Source organism: Bradyrhizobium oligotrophicum S58 (assembly GCF_000344805.1).
In the GTDB taxonomy this organism is placed as follows: domain Bacteria; phylum Pseudomonadota; class Alphaproteobacteria; order Rhizobiales; family Xanthobacteraceae; genus Bradyrhizobium; species Bradyrhizobium oligotrophicum.
The window spans coordinates 4928267-4949785 of record NC_020453.1 but is presented as its reverse complement, the minus strand read 5'-3'; the positions used below and the strand labels follow the sequence as shown (position 1 = coordinate 4949785).

Here is a 21519-nt window from a genome sequence, read left to right as displayed (position 1 = left end):
GTAAAGACATCGTCAGCTCATCCGTCGCGGGTCTCTTGATTGATCTCGGTGACGGTGACGACACGCTCAAGTCCAACGGCAAGGGCACTATCGTCAAGACCGGTAGGGGGAACGATAAGATCGAGATATCCCACAACGGTCAGCTGCTCGTCGAAGATGCCAGCACCGATGACCGGATGACGTCTTACAGGCATGTGCTGACTGGCGCCGTCCGCTGGGGCGGGTCGGAGGACCCGTACGCATACGATATCTATGGTAACAAGTATGGTCGCAACAAACAGGACGATCTGATCATCATCGACCATGAAGGCAACTCGACCTTCATCCCTCACTTCAATTTCGGCCTCACCGGATACAATCTCACGGCCGGTCTTTACGTCATCGAGGTCACCTTCAAGACCGTCCGCAGCAACATGTGGACGAGCGCGTTCGAGACTGCGGCGTCGATGATTCTTGCCACCGAGAAGGTCGGCCAGGCGCTGTTCGGCTGGAAGCCGACCGGGCGCAAGGATCCGCTGGTGCTCGATCTCGACGGCAATGGCATCAGCTTCACCATTCAAGAGGCGTCGCGCGCGAGCTTCGACATCGACAAGGACGGCTTCGCCGAGCCGGTCGGCTGGATCGGCGGCGATGATGGCTTCCTGGTCCGAGATCTCAACGGAAACGGCAGGATCGACGATGTCGGCGAAATGTTCGGCAACGATACGGCGTCCGGATTCCAGCGGTTGGCACAGTTCGATGGCAACCACGACGGCAAGGTCAGCGCGCTCGACGACGGGCTTGTCGATTTCAACGGCGATGGCGTGATCGACGCCTCCGACACATTGGGATCGTTGAAGGTCTGGGTCGATGCCAATGAAAACGGTATCACCGATGCCGGCGAGCTGCACTCGCTGGCCGATTACAACATCGTCGCGATCTCGACCGCGGCGACGCCGTCGTCGTACACCGACGGTGCGGATACCATCTCGGAGACGGGAACGTTCATCCGGGCTGACGGCACGACCGGATTGGCCGCGGACGTCCAGCTCGAAACCGACAACAGCAACACCAAATGGCTGGGCGACTCGACAGTCAGCGATGCCGCGGCGAGCCGGCCGAACCTCAAGGGTTTTGGCACGCTGACCGATCTGCACGTCGCGATGACGCTGAAACCGACCCTGATCAACGTGGTTGACGCGGCGCTGCCCACAATGGCAACTGTGTCGCTCTCGGCGTTGCGTGAGGCGGTTCGTCCGATCCTCTATGCGTGGCAGGCGGCTGTTCCGGTGCCGGTGGGGACACCGGGCACCGAGGCGACAGAGGATTTTCATTTCGTTGGTGCCACCAATGAAAAGGGCGCCCAAGTATACGATTTCATCATCAAGAAGACGGACGACGCGGGAACCTATTACGTCTATGCCAGCGGTCAGCCGGTGTATGCCAAAGACGAGATGCAGAAGACGATCATTCTCGCGCGGCCGACGCTCGAGCAGATCCTGAACAGCGTGCCCCAGCAGGGCAGCTGGCAGACGTTGACGGCAGCAGACATCGCCTTCCTCGAGCGCTTCACTGGCGAGCGGCTCGGCTTCGGCGTTGCCACCAATCCAAGCGCGGATGTTATCCAGCGCGTTGCCGACGCGGTGACCGCTGGCTGGAACGAGCTGAACAGGCTCGCGATCCGGGTTGCGATGCAGGGCGAACTGAAGCCGTTCTTCGCTGGCATCACCTACGATGTCGCGACCGACACCTTCAAGCCGACCACCGATCAGCAGTTTGCGCCGATGCTGGAGCAGATCTTCCAGCACACGCCAGCCGATCCGACGGCCGCCGGCACCTATCTGGAGCGCTGGAAGGACCTCATCGGCATGATGCTGCCGGACTTCCAGCGTGACGACCAGGGACGGCAGATCACCGACGCCTATCTGTTCGCCAACATCGTCAATGCCTATGAGAACGATCCGGTCAACCTGTCACTGCAGGCGGTCGCGGACAAGCTGTTCGATATTCCGGCCTCGGAGCTGGTGATCGGCAACGGCAATCTGACCGGCGGCGACACGACAGACGACATCTTCTATCTCAACGCCTCCGACCAGGTCGTGCAGGGGCAGGGCGGCCGCGACGCCTATGTGGTCGGCACCAATTTCGGCCACGACGTCATTCAGGACGTCTGGCAAGGGCTCGGCGACAACCAGGAGGATGCGATCTGGTTCGCCCACCTCAACGTCTCCGATCTCACCTTCAAGCGCGACGGGCTCGATCTCGTCATCACCCAGAACGGCACCGACAACCAGATCCGGGTCATCGACGAGTTCGCCGGGCGCCGGCCGGGCCTGGTCACGGCCTATCAGGATTTCGACAAGTCGATCGAGGTGATCAAGTTCGCCGACGGCACGACCTGGGGCAAGCTCGACCTCGCCAATGCCGTGGGCATGCCGTCCTACGCCACCGATGACACGCTGATGGGAACGCCTGACGCCGACGTGCTCAATGGCGGCCTCGGCACCGACTACATGTCGGGCGGCGACGGCGGCGACACCTACATCTTCGGCCGCGGTGACGGCCATGACACGATCGAGGACAAGCAGGGCTGGATCTGGGGAGAATTGCCCGACTTCCTCCGCTTCGGCGAGGGCATCACGCTCGACGATCTGTCGTTCCAGCGGGATGGCAATTCCGACGACCTGACCATCGCGATCAACGGCACCGACGACGCCGTGACCGTCAAGGGACAGTTCGGCGTCGGCTACGGCCTGCTGAACACCATGGTCGACCGCATCGAATACTTCACCTTTGCCGACGGCAGCTATGTCGGCTGGGAGGACGTGATCCAGAGCATGGACGCCAGTGCCGGCACAGACGGCAACGACGTCATCTATGGCTTTTCCTATGCCGACACGCTGCGCGGCGGCAAGGGTGACGACGTCATCGACGGTGGCCGGGAGGACGATACCTACATCTATGCCCGCGGCGACGGCAACGACACCATCATCGATGGTCCCGATGCGCAGACCTCCGCGTTCGACACGCTGGTGCTGAAGGGCGTCAGCGCCGCCGACGTGAGTCTGGTCCGCGACGGCAACGATTTGCGGCTGGTGTTCGCCGAGAGCGCAGCTGGGGCCGGCGACGCCGGCTCGGTCCTGCTCAAGGACGAGCTCGACGACTGGTTCGCGCGCGGCATCGAGCAGGTCAAGTTCGACGACGGCACGGTGTGGACCCGGAACGATCTGCGGCTGAAGCTGCTGGCCCAAGTATCGACCGATGGCAACGACATCATCGTCGGCTACAACACCAATGACGTCATCACGGGGGGCAAGGGCGACGATGCGCTGGCTGGCGGCGCCGGCGACGACACCTACATCTACAACCGCGGCGACGGCCACGACGTCATCACCGAGGTCACGAGCGGCAACTACAGCACGATCGATACGCTGAGGTTGAAGGGCATCAGCCCGGCGAGCATCTCGTTCAGCCGTAACGGCAACGACCTCACGCTCGTCATCAACGAAAGCGTGACCGGCGCCAATGACGGCGGCTCGATCCTGCTCAAGGACGAACTCGGCGACTGGTTCAGCCAGGGCGTCGAAAACATCGTGTTCGACGACGGCACGACCTGGGATCAGAACTATTTGCGTACGACGGCGCTGTCCCAGGCGTTCACGCCGGGCGACGACGTCATCAATGGCTTCAACACTAATGACATCCTGATCGGCGGGCGCGGCAACGATACGCTGAACGGCGGCGCCGGCGACGACACCTATATCTATGCCCGCGGCGATGGCAACGACACCATCATCGACGGGCCGGCCGGCAACAACTCGACCTTCGACACCTTGCGCCTGCAAGGCATCGATCCCGTCGCGATCGGCTTCGTCCGCAACGGCAACGATCTGACGCTGGTGATTGCCGAGAGCGCGCCGGGCGCTGGCGACGGCGGCTCGATCCTGATCAAGCAGACGCTGGACGATTGGTTCAGCCAGGGTATCGAGAAGGTCCTGTTCGACAACGGCACGGTGTGGACGCAGAATGATCTGCGGCTGAAGGTGCTGGCGCAGTCTTCGACTGCGGGTAACGACGTCATCGACGGCTTCAACACCAACGATGTCATCACTGGCGGGCGCGGTGACGATGTGATGTCGGGCGGGAGCGGCGACGACACCTATGTCTACAACCGCGGCGATGGCAACGACACCATCATCGAGGGAACGGTCGGCAACGCCTCCAGCTACGACACCGTGAAGCTCCAGGGCGTCGAATCGTCCGATGTCAGGCTCGCGCGCAACGGCAATGACCTGACGTTGGTCATCGCTGAGAGCGCGCCCGGTGCGGGCGACGGCGGCTCGATCCTGATCAAGCAGACGTTCGAAGACTGGTTCAGCCAGGGCATCGAGCGGGTCGCGTTCGATGACGGTACGATCTGGACGCAGAACGATCTGCGCCTGAAATGGATTGCCCAGAATGAGACCGCGGGAGCCGATACCGTCACCGGCTTCAACGGAGCCGACGTCCTGGACGGCGGCGCCGGCAACGACCTGCTGCAGGGCGGCAGCGGCAACGACACCTATGTGTTCGGACGTGGCTACGGCTCCGATACGATCAGCGACAGCGGCGACGGCGCCGATCGCGTTCTGTTCAAGGCCGACGTGTCGCCGGCCGACGTGCGTCTGGAGACGGACGGCACGAACATCCTGGTGCGACTGGCCGACTCCGACGACACTTTGACGATTCTGAACTGGTTCAATTCGAACTCGGAAGTCGCGACCTTCGAATTCTCCGACGGGACGGTGTGGCAAGCCACGGAGATCCTGAACCGAGCCTATGGCGGCAACGGCACCAACGTCATCTCGGCCGGCAACGATACGTTCGTCGGAACGCGATCCGCCGATGTGATCGACGGACTGGCTGGAGACGACATCCTGATCGGTCGCGGCGGGGGCGATACCTATCGGATCTATGCCGGAGGCGGCAACGATACGATCATCGAGAGCGAGGAGGGCTGGACGACCGACGTGGTTCAGCTCGTCGGGCTGAATGCTGGCGATGTCACGCTGTCGCGCGTCAATGCCGACCTGGTGATTCGTATCAACGCGACCGGCGAGACCACGGTCGTTCGGTCGCATTTCGTCTCGACGGACCGTGGCATCGAACAGCTCGCCTTCGCTGACGGCACCAGCTGGAGCCGGTCGCAGATCCAGGCCGCAGCTTGGTTCACGGGAACGGCCGGCGCCGACACGATCACCGGCACCAATGGCGACGACGTGATTCAAGGCAATGGCGGCGACGACGTCCTGATCGGGGCAGGCGGCAGCGATACCTATCACTACGCATCCGGCGACGGCAGCGACATCATCCGCGATATCGGCGCGGGGTACGATACGGATGTCCTGCTGCTCAAGGATCTCAACCGCGGCCAGGTGACGCTGTCGCGCTCCGCAGCCGATCAGAACGATCTGCTGATCACCGTCAATGCCACCGGGGCCGTCATCACCGTCGATGATCAGTTGCTCGGCGGCGGCACGGGTCTCGAGAAGCTGCAGTTTGCCGATGGCACGTATCTCGACCGCGCCGGTATCGCGAATGCGGTGCCGGTCGTGATGTCGGGCACCTCCGGGGCCGATACGCTGAATGGCGACAACAACCCGAACATGATCCTTGGCCTCGACGGCAACGACAGCATCTACGGCCGTGACGGCAACGACATCCTGGTCGGCGGGACGGGCAACGACTACCTCGAAGGCGGCAATGGAAACGACACCTATCAGTTCAACCTTGGCGATGGACAGGACACCATCCTCGACAATGGCTGGACGGGTGATGTCGACGTCCTGAATTTCGGCGCCGGCATTCGGCCGGCCGATGTCGTCGTCACGCAGGTCAACAATGGCAGCGATCTGCTGCTGTCGATCACAGGGACGGCCGACAGCATCCTGCTGCGCAACCAGCTGAACGGTTGGGGCACATGGAGCGGCGTGGACGAGGTCCATTTTGCCGACGGCACGGTGTGGAATCGCCAGGCGCTGGTCGTGCAGTCGACGCTGGCCAATGCGGGCAACGACACGTTCTACGGTGATCTCAACGCCAACATTCTGTCCGGCGGCGCGGGCAACGACAGTCTCTATGGTCGCGACGGCAATGACGTCCTCGCCGGCGGCACCGGCAACGACTATCTCGAGGGCGGCAACGGCAATGACGTCTACCTGTTCGATCTCGGCGATGGTCAGGACACCGTCCTCGACAATGGCGGCTCCGGAGAGCTCGACGTCCTGAATTTCGGCGCCGGCATCGGCGCCGGCAACGTCGTCGTGAGTCAGGCCAACAACGGCAGTGATATTCTGCTGTCGATCTCCGGGACGACGGATGCGGTCTTCCTGAGGAACCAGCTCAATGGCTGGGCGGCCTGGAGCGGCGTCGACGAGGTTCATTTCGCCGACGGCACGGTGTGGGATCGGGCGACGCTGCTGCAGCTCTCGATGGCCGCGAATTCCGGCAACGACAGCTTCTACGGCGATTTCAACGCCAACGCGCTGTTCGGCGGCGCAGGCAACGACAGTCTCTATGGTCGCGACGGCAACGACGTCCTCGCCGGCGGCACCGGCAACGACTACCTGGAAGGCGGCGTCGGCAACGACACCTATCAGTTCAACCTTGGCGATGGCCAGGACACGATTCTCGACAATGGCGGTTCGTGGGATGTCGACGTTCTGAACTTCGGTGCCGGGATCAATGCCGGCAACGTGGTCGTCAGCCAGGCCAACAACGGCAGTGATATTCTGCTGTCCATTTCGGGAACGACCGATGCGGTCTTCCTGAGGAACCAGCTCAACGGCTGGGCGGCCTATAGCGGAGCCGACGAGGTTCATTTCACGGACGGGACGGTGTGGGATCGCGCGACGCTCTGGCAGCTCTCGACCCAGGCGAACACTGGCAACGACAGTTTCTATGGCGACTTCAACGCCAACTCTCTGTTTGGCGGTGCCGGCAATGATAACCTCTATGGCCGCGACGGCAATGATGTGCTGGCCGGCGGCACCGGCAACGACTACCTGGAGGGCGGCGTCGGCAACGACAGCTATCTGTTCAACCGCGGCGATGGCCAGGACACGATCCTGGACAACGGTGGCTCCGGCGATCTCGATGCCCTGATTCTGGGCGCGGGCATCTCCGTCGGCGACGTCGTCGTATCGCAGGCGAACAATGGCAGCGACCTGTTGCTGTCGATTTCCGGTACGACCGACACGATCCTGCTCAAGAATCAGTTGAACAGCTGGGATGCCTGGAGCGGAGCGGATGAAGTCCATTTTGCCGATGGCACGATCTGGAATCGTGCCGCGCTCCTTGCCCACTCCACGCTGGCGAATGGCGGTGACGATACATTCTTTGGCGATTTCAACGCCAACACGCTGTCCGGAGGCGCCGGCAACGACAGCCTCTATGGCCGCGACGGCAATGATTTTTTGGACGGCGGTCCGGGCAATGACTATCTGAACGGCGGCAACGGGACTGACACCTACATCTACAGCTCGGCCGGCGGCGACGACGTGATCGAGGACAATACGAGCGACAACGTGCTCGCGATGCAGGACATCGCCTCGACCTCGGTACTGCTGAGCCGGTCGGGCAATGGTGCTGATCTCGTGATCGAGAACGTGTCGACCGGCAAGACGGTTCTCGTGAAGGGGCAGTTCAGCAGCGGCGTGCTTGCGACCGTGAGCTTCAGCGACGGCGTGAGCTGGTCCGCGCAGACCATCGGCAGCATCGTTGCGAGTCAGCCCGCGTTCATCGGCACGGACGCGGCCGACACGTTCACTGGAACGGCAAACGCCGAGACGATCGACGGCCGCGGCGGCAACGATACGCTCAATGGCGGCGGCGGCGCGGATACGTACCTCTATCGGGTCGGCTCCGGAAACGACGTGATCCAGGAGGCGGCGACGAACAGCGGCACCGACGTCGTGCGACTGGTCGGGCTGAGCCCGAACGACGTCGACATCGCGCGAAGCGGGACCGATCTTCTGATCCGCATCCTGTCGAGTGGCGAGACGGTCACCGTCAAGGACCAGTTCGTTGGCTCCGGCACCGTGGTCGAGCTGCTTCAATTCGACGCCAGCGGCACGGTGATCGACCTGCGCAACAACGCGGCGCCGACGGTGACGATCACGAGCGCAGCTGAAACCAGCAACGTGGCGGTCCAGACCATCACCGGCACGGTCACCGCTGGCGGCATCGGCAAGGTCGTGGGGCAGACCGTCATTCTGACGGACAATGGTGTCACGCTCGGAACGGCCACCGTGCAGGCGGATGGCAGCTTCTCGGCGACGGTGACCTTGCCGAACCAGGGCAGCAACGCCATCGTCGCCAGCGTGACGGACGGTCTTGGCAATACCGGCGCCAGCGCGGCTGTGGTCGACTTCCTCTACAGCACACCGCCGACGGTTGCTATCACCGGCGTCTCGCATGGCGGCTACGGCGCGAGCCAGAGCATCTCCGGGACGGTGGTGGCTGCCGGAGCGGCCGTGGTGACCGGTCAGACCGTCACCCTGACCGACAATGGGGTGACATTGGGGACGGCGACGGTGCAAGCCAATGGCAGCTTCTCCCTCAACGTCGCGCTGCCGAACGTGGCCGGCAATACGATCGTCGCAACTGTCGCGGACAGCTACGGCAACAAGGGTCGCAGTGCTGCCGTCGTCGACAGCTACGCTGGCATCCTCCCGACGATCCGCGGCACGATCGCCGGCCAGATCACGACATCGGAGGCAGCGGTTCATCCGTTCAGCACGGTGACGATCGACGATCTGAACGTCGGCGCGACGGACACCCTGACCATCACCTTGAATGGCGGCGGCGGCACCCTGTCCGGCACGGGCGTGAGCGGCGGGAACGGCGTCTACACCTTGTCGGGCAGCGCGGCCGCGATCACCGGCCAGCTCAGGGCCTTGACGTTCACCCCAACCGCAGGTGCACCGAACAGCAGCACGACCACCACGTTCACGTTGTCGGACAGCAGCACCGGCTATGTCGCGCCCAGCTACGGCGGCCCGGGGGTGATCTACACGTTCAACAAGGACAACGGAAATCCGGTCGGTGGCTTGACCATCGACGCGGCCGGCAACCTGTTCGGCACAACGGTAACGAGCGGCCAGATCTTCGAGCTGGCCAAGAGCGGAACCGGCTGGAGCAGCACGCTGACGCCGCTCGCGGGCGTCGGTTCGGCGGGCAGCTTGTTGATGGATTCGGCCGGAAACCTGTTTGGCGGGACGATGGCCACGAGCAACAGCGGCGGCACGGTGTACGAGCTCGTCAAGAATGGCAGCGGCTGGAACAGCAGCGTGACCGTCCTGGCGACCTTCAACTCCGCAACGATGGGGTCGTCTCCGTCCAGCCCGATCAAGGACGCGGCCGGCAACCTGCTCGGCACGACGCAGATTGGCGGACCCGGCGGCCGCGGCACCGTGTACGAGATCGTCAAGACCGGCAACGGCTACAGCAGCACGCCGGTCGTGTTGGCCGCGTTCAACAACGCCAACGGACAGCTTCCCTTCGGCCAGCTGATCCTCGACTCCGCAGGCAATGTGTTTGGGGCGTCGGCGACCACCGTGTTCGAGATCCCCAAGACCGCCAGTGGCTATGGCAGCATGGTCGTGCTTGCCAGTGACATCTATTGCGCGGGGGGCCTGATGATGGATCCGCAAGGCAATCTGTTCGGCGTTCAGACCACCGGCGGGGCCTACAACAATGGCGGCGTGTACGAGCTGGTGAAGACGAGCAGCGGCTACGGCGCGGCCACGCTCGTGGCCTCGTTCCCCACCAGCTTCTCGTCTCCGGCCGGACCGCTGGTGATGGATGGCGCGGGGAACCTGTATGGCTCGGCGGGCACGAGCAGCGTCTTCGGCCGCGGCAGCATCTTCAAGGTCGTCAAGACGGGTTCCGGCTACAACAGCACGGCGTCGGCCATGACGAGCTTCGCCGGCTTCAACGGCCTGTTTCCCGGCCCCATCATCATGGATGCCGCCGGCAATCTGCTCGGGGAAGCCCAGGGCGGCGGTGCGAACAGCTCCGGCGTGATCTTCAAGGTCACCAACGGGTCCTCCGTTGCCGTCGATGCCGCCGCGGTCGACGCCACGACGACCGTGGTCGATGTCGATCCGCCTGCGGTCTCCGCCATCACCGTGGCGACCGCATCGGATGCGAGCCTGGTCGGAGTCGGCGGCCTCGCGGCGATCTCCAGCTATGCCTTCACGGCGCAGGATCCGGCGCCGGCCGCGACGACGACGTTCGATGCCGACAGGCAGCTCTCGCAGCTCGTGCAAGCGATGGCCGGCTATGGGGCGGATGGTCAAGGGGTCGGCGTTGCCCCGGCCGCGTTGGCATCCGCGCTCAATGATGCCGCCCTGCAGAACGCACTGGCTGTCGCGTCGTAGGGCAGGGCCATGATCGCGCACCGCGCAAAGCATTGACCACGCGACGAGCACGCGGGCCGGGTGTCTTGACACCGGCCCGCCGCCAATTCCACCCTTATCGCCGGGATGTCGTTATCGGTGGTTGCGCCTCCGCGATTTGAACCTGCTGCGCTCTGACGTCCGCGGGCTCACCGACCTCTGACAAGACGTCAATCTGCAGAGGACAGGCGCGATGCCAATCGAGAAGAGTGATCGGCTGCAGGAAGTTGAGCGGTCGATCGCGCCGCGGCAATCGTATTCCGGAGGCTTTGCTGTCGCCTGCCTAAGCGCAGCGTAGGTCTCCTGGGCCGTTGACATCCAGGCTCAGTAGCCATGTTGCGCCTGTCGTTACCAAACTCCGGCGCTCGCTGCGGGCGCATTGGCAGTCTCATTGCCTGCGCATACGGCGAGCGAGAGCGGTCATACGTGACAGTGCGATATCGAGCAGCAAGCCGACGGCGTTCAGGCGCTGCGGTCGTTCGCTCGCTGCCTGATTTGTCGCGCCCGCAAGGTACCTGTCGCAGTTTTGCGCGAATGTCGTCGTGATGCGCGACGCCAGATCGCGTACGAGCCCGTCACGCGCGATCTGCGCCAGCGGACCGGAGAGACTGTAGCCGACCGTGAGCACCACGCGGGTTGCCCGTCCTTCGTCGATCGGAAGCATTCGCCAACTGATCTGCCCCGACGTCGCGGTGCGGCTCTGCCGGTCACGTCCCGTGCCGATGAGCCGGCCTGACAAATCCGCCTCGTTGCGGTCTATCTGTGCAGAACCGCGGAATACGGCCGACAGCGGGCCGATGGCGACCCTGATCTCACCTTCGATGCGATCCGGAGTGGGGAGGTCCGTGATGGTGGCGCCGGGAAAGCATGCAGCCAGGGTTCTGACGTTTCCGAACAGCGCGAAGACGCGCTCGGGCGCGGCGTTCACCGTGAACGATGCGTCGAAGCTCTTGGCGGGCACGACCTCGGTGGGATCGAACGTGGCCGGGGCAACGCCGTGGGAGAGCTTCATCTCGGTCACTGGTAGCAGCGCCGACGAGGTGGCGGTCGCGATCGCGCCCGGCTGCGATCCCACAGGGCCGAGCGCTGTGCGTCCGGCGCCGACCTCGGCTGCGATGCCCCGCTGCCGCCGCGCCTCGATCACGGCGCGGACAGCGCGGACGATTCCGACATAGCCGGTGCAACGGCACAGATTGCCGCTGAGGCCGACACGGATGGCCTGCTCGTCCGGGTGATCGAGGCGCAGCACGAGGTCTCGCGCCGACATGATCATGCCTGGCGTGCAGTAGCCGCATTGCAGGGCATGCTCGCGCGCAAAGGCCGCGCGTAGTTCGGCTGCGATCTCATCCTCATCCAGGCCTTCGATGGTCGTGACTGCAGCACCATCGCAGGCCACCGCGAACGTGATGCAGGAGCGGGCCGGAGCGCCGTCGAGCAGCAGCGTGCAGGCGCCGCAGACGCCGTGCTCACAGCCGAGATGGGTCCCAGTCAGGTCGAGCTGATCACGTAGGACGTCGGCGAGGTGGGTACGCGGCTCGACCGAGCCCTCGGTCGTGGTGCCGTTGATGGTGAGCTGGATCGTCGTCATGCGGCAGCCTCCGCGATCGCCCGCGCGAGCACGCTCACATGGATGTGCCGGGCAGCCGGATCGGCGACGCCGGCCTGCATCAGCAGGTGGTCGGCGAGGTCGCGATCGAACTGCTTCGTGAGATTGGTGATCGCGCCGCCGAACAGGGATGAATCGTCGACGACGATCGGCGTCGTGTCGATGGCGCCGATGACGATACGGCTGCGTGCCTTGTCCGGCTCGATCAGGACGGCGGCCATCGCATGCGCGAATTCGCCAGGCTTGCGACAGGCCTTGGCGTAGCCGAAGCGTGTCGTCGGCGGCAGGCAGGGAAGGCGGATCGCGGTGACCAGCTCGCCGGGACGCAGCGCCGTCTGCAGCGCGCCGTGGATGAATTCCGACACCGCGAGGTCACGCCGGCCTGCGGCGCTCGCCAACCGGACGCCGGCGCCGAGGGCGGCGAGCGTCGTGACCCAGTCGGCGGCCGGGTCGGCATGACCTAGCGAACCGCCGATGGTGCCCCGGTTGCGCACGGCGCGATAGGCGATGCCGCCGGCGACCCGCCGCAGCACGCCATTCGACACATCCGGAATTCGGCCGTCCTCGAGATCGGCATGGGTGAGGCAGGCGCCGATGATGAGATCATCGCCCTCGCGGTCGACCGTGCGAAGCTCGGCGAGTCCCGCGATGTCGATGATGAGTTGCGGCTGCACCAGGCGCAGATTGAGCATCGGTCCGAGCGACTGCCCGCCGGCCATGATCCTGGCCGCGCCGTGGGCGTCCGCGAGCAGGCCAAGCGCGGCGCTGAGGCTGTCGGGACGCTCATAGGCGAAGGATGCAGCCTTCACGGTGAGCTCGCCTGTTTCGCTGCCAGCACCGCCGCAACGATGCGCCGTGGCGACAGCGGCGACTGCATCATTTCAGCGCCGAGCGGCCGCAGCGCGTCGTTGACGGCATTGGCGATCGCCGCCGGTGGCGCGATCGCGCCGCCTTCGCCGATGCCCTTGACGCCGAACATCGTGTAGGGCGAGGGCGTCTCCATGTGAAACAGGCGCGGCGCGGGCACCTCGGTCGAGCCCGGCAGCAGATAGTCGGCGAGCGTGGTGGCGAGCGGCTGCGCCGCATCGTCGAACGGCATCTCCTCATAGAGGGCGGTGCCGATGCCCTGGGCCAGGCCGCCGAGAATCTGGCCATCGACGATCATCGGATTGACCAGGACGCCGCCATCCTCGACGATGACGTAGTCGAGCAGCTCGACCTCGCCGAGATCCGGATCGACCGCGACCGTCACGGCATGCGCCGCGTAGGAGAAGGTGCCGCTGTCGCGCACCGGCTTGTAGCCGCTGGTGACCTCGAGCCCGGAGGGATCGACGTCGTTGGGCAGATCCTGCGGCCGACGATACCAGGTGTGGGCGATCTCGGCGAGGCTCACGCTGCCGTTCGGCCCGCAGGCGCGGCCCTCGCGCCAGATGACCGCCTCGGGCGCGAGCTGCAGCAGCTTGGCGCCGATGCGCGTGGCGCGCGCGACGAGTTGCGCGCAGGCGGTGCCCACGGCGCCGCCGGCCATCACCATCGACCGCGAGCCCCAGGTGCCGGTGGAGTAGGGCGTCATCGCGGTGTCGCCGAGCACGACGCGGATCTTGTCGGGATCGACGCCAAGGATCTCGCACGCGACCTGGGCGAGTGTCGTCTCCAGCCCCTGGCCGTGGGAATGAACGCCGACGCGCAGCTCGAGCCCGCCGTCGGGCGTCAGCCGCGCGGTGGCCTGCTCATGGCCGGGCACCATCGGAATGCCCCAGCCGGCATAGACCGAGGTGCCGTGCGCCGCCTGCTCGCAATAGATCGAGACGCCGGTGCCGATCAGCCGGCGGTCCGCCTCGCCGCGCTGCTGGCGCGCGCGGACGGCGGGGACGTCGATCGCCGCCAGCGCGCGCTGCAGCGCGCCGGGATAGTCGCCGCTGTCGAAATGCTTGTTGGTGATGTTGTCGAACGGCATGTCCTGCGGCTGCACCAGGTTGCGCAGCCGGACCTCGCCGGGTTCGAGCCCGGCCTCGACCGCGACGGCGTCGAGCAGCAGCTCCAGCGCGAAGCAGACGCCGGTGCGGGCGACGCCGCGATAGGGCAGGATCGGGCATTTGTTGGTCGCGACCGAGTAGGTGCGGCAGCGATAGGCCGGCATCCGATAGGGCCCCGGCAGGATGCTCGCGATCTGCGCCGCTTCGAGGCAGGCCGAGAACGGATAGGACGAGTAGGCGCCGGAATCGACTGCGGCCACGCAGTCGATGCCGCGCAGGCGGCCGTCGCGATCGGCATAGACCGTGATGTGATAGGCGTGCTCGCGGCAATTCGCGCTCGCGCTCAGATGCTCGCGCCGGTCCTCGAGCCAGCGCACCGTCATGCCCTTGTGCATGGCGAGCCAGCTGAGGCAGACCTCCTCGGGCAGCAGGATGCCCTTGTGGCCGAAGCCGCCGCCGATATCCGGCGCAATGATGCGGATGCGGCCCTGTTCGATGCCGAGGCAGTCGGACAGGCCGTTGCGCACGATGTGCGGCATCTGCGACCCGGTGTAGAGCGTGAGCTGATCGAGCCGGTGATCGAAGGTCGCGACGACGCCGCGACCCTCCAGCGGCGCCATGCACTGGCGCGCGGTCGAGATCTCGCGCGTCACCTTGATCGGCGCGTCCAGCGCGGTGGTGATGTCGACCTCGAAATTGGTTTCCAGGAAGACGTTGTCGCCCCAGTGCTCGTGCACCAGAGCGCTGCCGGCGTCCCGCGCCAGCCGCATGTCGTGCACCGCCGGCAGTGGCTCCAGCTCGAGCTCGACTGAAGCGGCGATGTCCTCGGCTTCGGCGCGGCTGCGCGCGACACACATCGCCACGAGCTCGCCGACGTGGCGCACCTTGCCTGTCGCCAGCACCGGCTGCTCGGAGATCTTGAAGCCGGGCAGGCCGGAGACGGCGCGGATCGGCTTGATGGCGGTGAGGTCATCGGCCGTGAACACGACGTCCCGGTATTGAGCGGGAACGTGGATCGCCTTGATCCGGGCATGCGCCACCGGGCTGCGAACGAAGGCGACGTCCTTCAGTCCCGGCAGCCTGATGTCGGCGACATACTGACCGCGGCCGCGCAGAAAACGGTCGTCCTCCTTGCGCAGCAGACGCGCGCCGACCCCGCGCGGCGCGCGGTCATCCGGGACGGTCGGCGCCGCGTCCGTCACGTCAGGCCGCGACCGCTGCGGGCAGGATCGGCGCGGTGGCGTCGTGACGGACGCCGGCGCGCAGGCAGAACACCGGCTGCAGCAGCTTCTCGGCGATCACCTCGGTCTTCTCGTTGTCGCGCAGTACGAAGCGTCCTTGCTGCTCGCGGAGCACGCTGACATCGGCGGCCATGCCGGGACGCAGCGCGCCGATCTGATCGGACAGGCCGAGCATGGCGGCGGGGTTCGACGTCACCATCGGCACGACCTGCTCCAAGGTCAGGCCAAGCGCGATCAGCGAGCTCATCGCCTGCACCAGGCTAAACTTGGCCTGGCCCGCGAACGGATGGTTCTCGTCGTCGGCAGGCTCGTCCGGCGTGCCGGCGGGGGCCGGAACGTGCGTGTTGTAGCCGTGGATGTCGGCGCCGAGCGTATGCGGCACGATGCCGGCGTCGATCGCCTTGCGCGCCAGCCGATAGGAGAAATGGCTGCCATGGCCGACGTCGACCTTGAGACCGCGGTCGAGCGCGGCCTGGATCACCGGATGCACCTCGCCCTTGGTGTTGACGAAGCCGCCGGGATGCCGCGTGAACGGGTGCGCCAGCACGTCGCCCGGACGCAGCAGCGGGATCACGCGCTCCAGGATGGTGTCGACATCTTCGCCATTGGTGCCGCTCGCGGGCAGGCCCCACAGCTGGCCGAAATGGACATAGACCGGAAGCTCGGCGCGGCGGCCGATCTCGGCCGCCATCTCGATGACGCGGATGCCCCAGCGCGCGAAGCCGCCGATCTCGGCATGCGCCTTGATGCCGCGGACGAGGTCGCGGTTGGCGACGGCGGATTTTACCGTCGCGTCGATGTCGACGCAGTCGGGCCGGTAGAGATCGGGGTAGTAGTGGCCCTCGAGGCCGCCGACGAGATAGGCCGACAGGAAGGCATAGACGCGCGATTGCGCCTGCTCGGCGACGAAGTGCCGGAAGCCGGGAAGGGTCATGCAGGACGGGCCGCCCTGGTCGATCAGGCTGGTGACGCCCGATTGTACGCCGACCATGTCCGCATTCATGCCGAAGCGGCCGGTGACGTACTGATAGACATGGGCGTGGGTGTCGATCAGTCCCGGAAGCACGAGCTGGCCGGTGACGTCGACCACGTCCTTGGCGCTGGTCGGCAGGATATCGGATTGGACGGCGGCGATGCGGCCGTTGCGGATGCCGACATCCTTCAGTCCGTCGATGCCGGAGGCGGGGTCAATGACGCGGCCGCCGCGCAGCAGCAGATCGAACGAGGCGCTCACGGACATGCAAGGTCTCCTTTCCGGGCAACTTGCTCGTCCCGGTCAAAGCCTTCCTCGACGAGCCGGCACGCATGATGCGCCGACCAATTTACGAAGCATGCTTCGCATTACATCAAGATCCGTGCCATAGACAGCTTCAATAAGATGCAGTGTGATGAGCGCTTATGCGGGAGCCGTTCGATGGCTGGAAGGAACAAGCCCAGAGCAGAGACATCGTGGCCGCTCGAGGAGCGCCCGGGCTATCTGATCCGGCGGCTGCACCAGATCCACGTCGCGCTGTTCCAGGAGAAATGCGCGGCCTATGAGATCACGCCGTTGCAGTACAGCCTGTTGACGGCGCTGGCGAAACGGGGAACGGCGGACCAGACGGCGCTGGCCCAGGACATCGCGCTCGACCGGACCACCACGACGGGGGCGTTGAAGCGGCTGCAGGCACGCGGCCTCGTCGATCGTAGCGTCGGACAGCACGACCGGCGGTCGCAGACCTGCCGTTTGACCCGTTCTGGCGCGACCTTGCTGCGAAAGATCGAACGGCCGGCCAGGGCGGCGCATCTCGCGACGATTGCGGATCTCACCAAGGCCGATCAGAAGCGGTTCATTGCCATGATGCAGGCGATCGTCGAGGCGCAGGGCCAAAAGCTCGATGCGACACGGTCGCCCGGTTGATCGGGGCCGACGGCGATCGTCTCGATTAGATAATGGGCATGGTGCTGCCTGAAAAGCAGCGCGTCGTCGGTGGGCCGCATCCGGCCGGGGCGTCGGTCACCGGAACAAATACCACAAATACGAAGTATGCACCGCATTTCGCCGCCGCGGCGTTTTGCCCGGAACTGGCGCATGTAGCTGCTCATTTGGGGCTTAGAACGAGGTGCGAGCGGGTGCACAAGCATCCCGTGCGAAATGCCTGAACACGAACTGGCATGTCCCTTGCTGACCCATTCCGACAAGAGCCCTGCGCGTCAGCGACGGGGCGATACGAATCCGGGGCGGCGACACCGATGTCGCGGCGCGTGGAGTGAGCGATGCGATGTCTGCTGCGGCGCGACCCGCCGATCATTGCTCTGGCCAATGGCGTTCGTTCGACGTGGTGCGTCGCGCGCGAAGCGGGAGAGGCGCTGTGATGTCCGAGCACGCCGATGCCCTCGCAACACGTTTCGGTGACGGCGGGCCCGATGGCGGCGACATCGAACCCAATGCGTTTCTGCGCGGCGTGCTGTCGCGCAAGACGGTGCGCCGCTACAGCGACCGGATGCCGGAAGAAGGGCTGCTCGACCTGCTCGTCGCCTGCGCGCTGAGCGCCTCGGCCAAGTCGGATTTCCAGCAGGCCTCGGTCATGCGCGTGCGCGATGCCGACAAGCGGGTAGCGATCGGCAGGCTGTTTCCGAGCATGCCCTGGATCGCAGCATCGCCGGTGTTCTTCGTTTTTCTTGGTGATGCACGGCGGCTGCAGCGCATCGGTGAACTGCGCGGCAAGCCGGTCAAGAACGGTACCCTGGAAGGTTTCTTCAACGCCTCGGTCGACGCGGCGCTGGCGCTGCAGACCATGATCCTGTGCGCGGAATCCTCTGGTCTCGGCACCTGTCCGATCAGCGTCATCCGCAACGAGATCGACACGGTCGCCAAGGTGCTGGAACTGCCTGACATGGTGTTTCCGGTCGCCGGGCTGTGCCTCGGCTACCCCGCCGCGGAGGGCCATGTCAGCCTGCGGCTGCCGCGCAGCATCACCACGCATGTCGACCGCTACGGCGACGATGCGCTGCCCGCGGCGCTCGACGATTACGACCGGCGGCGCCATGCGCGGCATGCGATCCCGAAAGAGCAGCAGCGCGGCAATGCGGAGTTCGGTGAGGCCGAGTTCTACGGCTGGTCCGAGGACAAGGCGCGGCAGGCCGCCAAGGCCGAAGGCGCAGCCTTTCCACCCTATCTGCGCGCGCACGGCTTCAGCTTCGACTGATCAGTTCAAATGAGGAGATGCGAGATGACCAAGCCTTCGTTTTCCCGCCTTCAGGCGCCGTCGCGGCGCCTCGCGCTGGCGCTATTGGCCGCCGCGCTGACCTTGCCGGCCGTGTTCAGCGCCAAGGCCGGCAGCCTCGACGAGATCAAGAAGCGCGGCCTGATCGTCGCCACCGAGGACGATTTCCGTCCCTTCGAGTTCGTCAAGGACGGCAAGCCGACCGGCTTCGACAACGAGCTGATCGAGGATCTGCGCAAATACGCACCGTTCGAGATCAAGCAGCAGATCCTGCCCTGGACCGGCATCCTGGCCGGCGTCTCCACCGGCAAATACGATGTCGCCATCACCGCGGCAATCATCACCAAGGAGCGCAACAAGTCGCTCGATTTCACCAGCCCGATCGCCGACGCGACCCACTACTACGTCAAGCGCAAGGACGACAAGAGTATCTCCGCGATCAAGGATCTCAGCGGCAAGACGGTCGGCGTGCAGGCCGGCAGCGCGCTGCTCGGGAGGCTGCCCGAGCTCCAGGCCATGCTGGAGAAGGAGGGCGGCAAGCTCGGCAAGGTCGTCGAATACACGTCCTATCCCGAAGCGTATCAGGATCTCGCGCTCGGCCGCGTCGACTACGTCGTCAACACGATCATCAACATCAAGGCGCTGGTCGCCGAGAAGCCGAACGTGTTCGCGGTCGGTCAGCCCGTCTCGGGCAAATCCTATCCGGCCTGGGCGGTTGCCAAGGGTAACACGGAGCTGGTCGAGTTCCTGAACGGCTTCATCGCCAAGGAGAAGGAAACCGGCCGGTTCGCCGAGCTGCAGAAGAAGTGGTTCGGCGAGGCCTTCCCGGATCTGCCGGTCACGTTCGAGCCGGAATTCTGACGCCGCGGACGAGGAGCAGCTGATGTGCGGGTGGCGAAGGCTGCGCGCCGGTCCGCATGACGGCGAGTTGATCCTCGACGGCATGCGGTCGTCCAGCAACGCCATGGATGGACGGCGATGAGCGCGGCCGACGTACTGGCCATCCTGCAGGGCGCCGTGGTCACGGTGACGCTGTCGCTGGTCGGCATCCTGATGGGGTTGCCGATCGGCCTCGGGCTGGCGCTGTTGCGCTGGGCCGACGTGCCGGTGATCGCGCGCATGGTCGCCGTCTATGTCTCGGTGCTGCGCGCGACGCCGCTCGTGACCCTGCTGCTGCTGCTATTCTTCGCGCTGCCCAATGTCGGCATCGCGATCGGCCCGGTCTCGGCCGCGGTCCTCGCGCTGGTCATGAACACCTCCGCGTTCAACTGCGAGGTCTGGCGCGCCGCCCTGATGAACTTCCCGAAGGAGCAGTACGAGGCCGCGCAGTCCGTCGGCATGCATGCGAGCTTGCGCTTCCGCCGCATCGTGCTGCCGCAGATCGTCCGGGTCAGTCTCCCCGGCCTCGTCAACGAGATGTCGCTGCTGATCAAGGTGACGCCGGTGCTGGCTGTGGTCGGCGTCGTCGATATCACCCGCGCCGCGGTGCGCATCGGTGCCGAGACATACGAGCCGCTGCCCCCGTTCCTGGTGGCGATCGCGATGTATGCGCCGATCGTGTTCGCGCTGGTCTCGCTGCAACGCTTCATCGAGCGGCGCCAGCTTGCAGCCGAGGCCGCATGATCCGGGATTTCGCCATCGTCTGGAGCGAGCGCGATCTGCTGCTGAGCGGGCTCGGCAACACCACGATTCTCTCGGCGCTGTCGGCCATCGCCGGCCTCGTGATCGCCTTCGTGCTGACGCCGGCCCTGATGTCGAAGCGGCGCTGGCTGGCGCTCACCGTGCGCGTGTTCGTCGATGGCATGCGCTGCGTGCCGTTCCTGCTGTTCGCCTACATCGTCTATTACGGGCTGCCGTCGTTCGGCATCCGGCTCGATAATTGGAGCTCGGGGCTGGTGGCGCTGACCGTCTATCACGCCGCCTATCTCGCAGAAATCCTGCGCGGCGCCTGGGTGGCGCAGCCGCGGGAGCCGATCGAGGCCGGTGTCGCCTTCGGCTTCTCCGGGCCGCGATTGTTCCGCCGCATCATCCTGCCGCCGCTGCTGCTCGCCGCCGGTCCCGTCATCGGCAACCAGATGATCCAGATCGTCAAGGACAGCGCCTTCCTCACCATCATCGCGCTGCCCGAGCTGACGCATGCCGCGAGCTCGATCCAGTCGCGCCACTACGTGCCGTTCGCCGCCTTCATCACCGCCGTGTTTCTCTATTGGGGCCTGTGCCTGGTGATCGAGGCCGGTGTCAGCGGCATCGACCGGCTGGCTGCGGCACGGCGCTGAGAGGAGAGCCTGGGATGACCGATGACATGGCCGTGCTCGACGTCGCCGGCATCTCCAAGCGCTTCGGCGCGCTCGAGGTGCTCTCGGACATCAGCTTCACGGTGACGCGCGGCGAGACGGTCTGCGTGCTCGGCGCGTCCGGCTCCGGCAAGTCGACCCTGCTTCGCTGCATCAACTGGCTGGAACGGCCCGATGCCGGCCAGATCTATCTCAACGGCGAGCGCATCGGCATCAACAATGGCGGCGTCGTGATGTCCGATCGCGAGCTGTCGCGGGTCCGCACGCGGATCGGCATGGTGTTCCAGCACTTCGCGCTGTGGCCGCATCTGACCGTGCTGCAGAATCTGATGGAGGCGCCGGTGCAGGTGCAGAAGCGCCCCGTCGCCAAGGTGCGCGAGGAGGCGATGGCGTTGCTCGCCAAGGTCGGGCTCTCCGACAAATCCGATGCGTTCCCGGCGCGGCTGTCCGGAGGGCAGAAGCAGCGCGTCGGTATCGCGCGTGCCTTGGCGATGAAGCCGGACGTTCTGTTGTTCGACGAGCCGACCAGCGCGCTCGACCCGGAGCTGGTCGGTGAGGTGCTCGTGGTGATGCGCGAGCTCGCCCGCGAGGGCCGGACGATGGTGATCGTGACCCATGAGATGGGCTTTGCGCGCGACGCCGCCACCCGCATCCTGTTTCTCGATCGCGGCCACGTCGTCGAGACCGGGCCGCCGGAGCGCTTCTTCGTCAACCCGGACACCGAGCGCGCGCGCCAGTTCATCCAGCGCTACGCCGCCGGATGAAGCATAACGAGGAC

The 21519-nt window shown here is 65.5% G+C and carries 11 protein-coding genes; 7 read left to right on the top strand and 4 right to left on the bottom strand.

Annotated elements, in window-relative coordinates; translation table 11 throughout:
* The first annotated feature begins 35 nt into the window (after positions 1 to 35).
* Positions 36 to 10400 carry a calcium-binding protein gene (locus tag S58_RS39360; RefSeq protein WP_015667443.1) on the top strand — a complete coding sequence of 3455 codons (10365 nt, stop codon included), beginning with the start codon at positions 36 to 38 and terminating at the stop codon, positions 10398 to 10400.
* A gap of 406 nt (positions 10401 to 10806) precedes the next feature.
* Here S58_RS39360 and S58_RS21295 read toward each other — a convergent pair whose 3' ends face one another.
* From S58_RS21295 to S58_RS21280, 4 genes are read right to left on the bottom strand one after another with little or no spacing between them, the layout of a single operon-like run.
* Positions 10807 to 12006: a 2Fe-2S iron-sulfur cluster-binding protein gene (locus S58_RS21295; protein WP_015667442.1), complete on the bottom strand. Its 1200-nt coding sequence runs from the start codon at positions 12004 to 12006 to the stop codon at positions 10807 to 10809.
* The gene (locus S58_RS21290) at positions 12003 to 12833 is read right to left on the bottom strand and encodes an FAD binding domain-containing protein (protein WP_015667441.1); all 831 of its coding nucleotides are present in this window, start codon (positions 12831 to 12833) and stop codon (positions 12003 to 12005) included. The genes S58_RS21295 and S58_RS21290 overlap by 4 nt, the downstream gene beginning before the upstream one ends.
* Positions 12830 to 15202, bottom strand: a complete 2373-nt coding sequence (locus S58_RS21285) for a xanthine dehydrogenase family protein molybdopterin-binding subunit (RefSeq protein ID WP_015667440.1) — start codon at positions 15200 to 15202, stop codon at positions 12830 to 12832. Before S58_RS21285 ends, S58_RS21290 begins: the two co-directional genes overlap by 4 nt.
* A 1-nt stretch (position 15203) precedes the next feature.
* A complete protein-coding gene (locus S58_RS21280) occupies positions 15204 to 16481 on the bottom strand; it encodes an amidohydrolase/deacetylase family metallohydrolase (RefSeq protein WP_015667439.1) in 1278 nt (425 codons plus the stop codon).
* 174 nt (positions 16482 to 16655) lie between these two features.
* On the opposite strand from S58_RS21280, the gene S58_RS21275 reads away from it, so the two are divergent.
* The 6 genes from S58_RS21275 to S58_RS21250 all read left to right on the top strand — a co-directional run bounded on the left by S58_RS21275 (position 16656) and on the right by S58_RS21250 (position 21505).
* Positions 16656 to 17141 carry a MarR family winged helix-turn-helix transcriptional regulator gene (locus S58_RS21275; RefSeq protein ID WP_015667438.1) on the top strand — a complete coding sequence of 162 codons (486 nt, stop codon included), beginning with the start codon at positions 16656 to 16658 and terminating at the stop codon, positions 17139 to 17141.
* A 454-nt stretch (positions 17142 to 17595) separates the two neighbouring features.
* Positions 17596 to 18429, top strand: coding sequence for a nitroreductase family protein (locus S58_RS21270; protein WP_015667437.1), 834 nt, complete (start codon positions 17596 to 17598; stop codon positions 18427 to 18429).
* A gap of 24 nt (positions 18430 to 18453) precedes the next feature.
* Positions 18454 to 19308: a transporter substrate-binding domain-containing protein gene (locus S58_RS21265; RefSeq protein ID WP_015667436.1), complete on the top strand. Its 855-nt coding sequence runs from the start codon at positions 18454 to 18456 to the stop codon at positions 19306 to 19308.
* A 117-nt stretch (positions 19309 to 19425) separates the two neighbouring features.
* Positions 19426 to 20070: an amino acid ABC transporter permease gene (locus S58_RS21260; protein ID WP_015667435.1), complete on the top strand. Its 645-nt coding sequence runs from the start codon at positions 19426 to 19428 to the stop codon at positions 20068 to 20070.
* Positions 20067 to 20723 carry an amino acid ABC transporter permease gene (locus tag S58_RS21255; protein WP_015667434.1) on the top strand — a complete coding sequence of 219 codons (657 nt, stop codon included), beginning with the start codon at positions 20067 to 20069 and terminating at the stop codon, positions 20721 to 20723. The genes S58_RS21260 and S58_RS21255 overlap by 4 nt, the downstream gene beginning before the upstream one ends.
* A gap of 14 nt (positions 20724 to 20737) precedes the next feature.
* Positions 20738 to 21505, top strand: a complete 768-nt coding sequence (locus tag S58_RS21250) for an amino acid ABC transporter ATP-binding protein (RefSeq protein ID WP_015667433.1) — start codon at positions 20738 to 20740, stop codon at positions 21503 to 21505.
* Positions 21506 to 21519 lie beyond the last annotated feature (14 nt).